Below are 2,892 nucleotides of genomic sequence, written 5' to 3'. Positions count from 1 at the left end.
GCCCGTTCTGCCTGGTGATGCTCTCCGACTCCGTCAACGGCCGGAAGAACGAGGGCAAGGCCAAGGAGTCGCTCCAGGTCGTCGACGTCTCCCAGCTGCTGCTGGAGTCCGTCAAGACCCCGCTCGACCCGGACGGCGCCCAGGAGACGGCCGTGGAGCCGGAGCCCGAGCCCGCGACGTAACCCCGCACGCCACAACGCCGGTGGGCGCGTACAGCATCAGATTCAAGGAGGGACATGCTGGACATCGCTGGGGAGTTGCACCGCTGGGTCGAGCAGGGACATGACTTCGCCGTCGCAACGGTGGCCGCGGTAAGCGGAAGCGCACCCCGTGCGCCCGGTGCCGCTCTCGCGGTGAACGACGAGGGAGCGGCCATCGGCTCGGTCTCCGGCGGATGCGTGGAGGGCGCGGTGTACGAGCTGTGCCGGCAGGCTCTGCAAGACGGGGAGCCCGTCATGGAGCGTTTCGGCTACAGCGATGACGACGCATTCGCCGTCGGTCTGACCTGCGGAGGTGTGGTCGACATCATCGTTACGCCGGTCCGTGCCGGTGATCCAGGACGAGAGATGATCACAGCCGTCCTGTCGGCCGTCTGCGCGGGTGAGCCGGTTGCTCTGGCCCGCGTCGTCGACGGACCTGCCGAGCTGATCAGCCGTGGGTTGGGGGTCCGGTCCGACGGCCTGTTCGAGGGAACTCTGAGCGACCAGGAGCCGTTGGCCTGCGCGGTGGCGGCGGAGGCGCGGTCCATGTTGAATGCGGGACGCACCGGAACTGTTGTGGTGGGGGAGGACGGATCCTCCTGCGGTCAGCCACTTACGCTATTGGTGGAGTCCAGCACTCCGCCCCCACACCTGATCGTCTTCGGTGCCATTGACTTCGCGGCCGCCCTGGTCCGGCTGGGTAAATACCTCGGCTACCGCGTCACCATATGCGACGCGCGGCCGGTGTTCGCTACCAAGGAGCGTTTCCCGGACGCCGACGACGTCGTCGTCGACTGGCCGCACCGGTACTTGGAGACCACTCATGTCGACCACCGGACAGTGCTATGCGTTCTCACGCATGATGCGAAGTTCGATATCCCGCTTCTCAAGCGCGCGCTGAGGTTGCCGGTCGCGTACGTGGGCGCCATGGGATCCCGGCGCACGCATGAAGAGCGAATGCGGCGCCTGCGCGAAGCTGGCGTCACCGTAGACGAGTTAAGCCGATTGCGTTCGCCTATCGGTCTGGATATCGGCGCGCGCACGCCGGAGGAGACCGCCCTGTCGATCGTCGCCGAATTCGTCGCGGACAGGCAGGGTGGCTCGGGGCTGCCGTTGACGAGTACCCGCGCTCCGATTCACCGAGACACGGCAGATGTCTCCGCTCGCACCGTGCTCCAGCGGCCTGAACCGTTCCGGGTTCGATAGAGACTCGATCGTTTGAGAGGATCGAGTCATGGCACGTTCTTCCCGCTTGAGCTGTGCCGTCGTGCGGTGCGGATGGCTGCCGAGGTCCGGCCCAACCACGAGAGCGAGTGGGCCGCGATGAAAGCGGTCGCCCAGAAGTTGGGCATCGGCACGACCGAGACGCTGCGCAAGTGGGTCCGCCAGGACGAGATCGATGCCAGCACCCGGCCGGGGATGGCAACGAAGGAGTCCGCGCAGGTCAAGGCGATGCAGTCCTTGGGTGCATGCGTCCTGCCAGGCCCAGCGCCATCGATGCACCGAGCGCACACTGCCCCGTAAGTCCTTGGCGAACTTCTGCGTTGCAGGCCCCCGCGGCAAAGCGCCCGGCGGCCTCCACCCGGATCCGATTGCGAAACGCCTGCCGTTCAGGCGTCAGCCCATCACCCTGCAGATACCTCATACAACCGGCACACCGCAACGATCAAGTCACCTCAGCCATCACGACATCACCGCTCGAATGTCGGCAACCCTTTGACCACGACCGTGACCTGCCTGGTCAGCCGGGCGGTGTGTCGCTCGTATCGCTCCAGCACCCCGCGCACCTGTTCGCGGAAGGTGTGGCGACAGCCTCGCGTCGGACACGCCAGACGCCACACCCGTACACGGAGCACCACCCGTCGCCCGTCGACCGGAACGACGGCCACCGTCCGCCAGTGATAACCGTGCACCCGTCCCGACGAGGCCCCGCACACCTGGTAGACCGCGGTGTCCGGAGCCGTCCAAGACCGCGTCACGATCGCTCACACTCGTCGGCCGCATCCTCCATAATCAGCGGGGACAGACCCGAAAAGACCAACTGCACAGACCCGTTGACATCCACCACGTGAAGGTCAACGACCCTTACAACACTCCGTCAACACTGCATGTGAGACGGGACCTCATTGGATAGACCTATCACCGGCAGCAGTCGTGGGGGAACTCCGGGTGGGTGAGCGAGACTCCCCGCAATGCACCTCACGAGTTCTCACAAGTCTGCGAGAAGCGTACGCATCGTCGGCCCGCACTCGCTGGGGGCCGGGTGCGGGGCTCCGGCCCCGAGCTGGGGTACGCGGACGCACTCCAGGACGGCCTCGAACTGTGGGGAGTCCCCGCGCTGCCCAGCGATGAGCACGGTCCAAGTCCCTGCCGCGGAACCTGGACCGAGAACGGGGCCACACCAAACCTCGCACAGCGGCTATATTGTTGCTCGCGCACGCACTCAGTAGGTAGGTCTGTGTGTCGCTGCCGGTCCGGCCGGCATCCAGCACGGCGGTGCGGTTCCTCGGGGCGTAGGGGAAAACGAGTGATAGCGAAGCCACCCCGCAGGGAGCAGTCCCCAACATCAGCAGGAGGAGATTCAATGAAGTTGTTCCTTAGAGCTCGTAACACGATCATGTGAATCGTCTCTGGTGGGCGTGTCCGGTGCGACGATTCCGCCGTTCGTGGGGTGTGAGCAGGAAGCCGTGGA

2 protein-coding genes and 1 pseudogene are annotated in these 2,892 nt (G+C 65.7%); 2 read left to right on the top strand and 1 reads right to left on the bottom strand.

Features of this window, described 5'->3' with window-relative positions:
* Positions 1-182 (top strand): hypothetical protein (locus ACIP64_RS41410; RefSeq protein WP_401598037.1); only part of this gene is annotated, 182 nt, incomplete at its 5' end.
* A gap of 54 nt (positions 183-236) precedes the next feature.
* Positions 237-1,406 carry an XdhC family protein gene (locus tag ACIP64_RS41405; protein ID WP_401598034.1) on the top strand — a complete coding sequence of 390 codons (1,170 nt, stop codon included), beginning with the start codon at positions 237-239 and terminating at the stop codon, positions 1,404-1,406.
* Between the two features lie 503 nt (positions 1,407-1,909).
* Here the strand turns inward: ACIP64_RS41405 and ACIP64_RS41400 are convergent.
* Positions 1,910-2,268, bottom strand: a pseudogene (locus tag ACIP64_RS41400) (transposase family protein); the annotation flags it as partial.
* Positions 2,269-2,892 lie beyond the last annotated feature (624 nt).

Source organism: Streptomyces sp. NPDC088733 (genome assembly GCF_044751185.1).
In the GTDB taxonomy this organism is placed as follows: Bacteria; Actinomycetota; Actinomycetes; order Streptomycetales; family Streptomycetaceae; genus Actinacidiphila.
The sequence above is the reverse complement of the archived record's forward strand: the minus strand, read 5'-3'. Positions and strand labels throughout refer to the sequence as shown.

Coding starts and splice junctions, on each gene's coding strand:
- ACIP64_RS41405 (WP_401598034.1), top strand. CDS start 237: ATGCTGGACATCGCTGGGGAGTTGCACCGCTGGGTCGAGCAGGGACAT.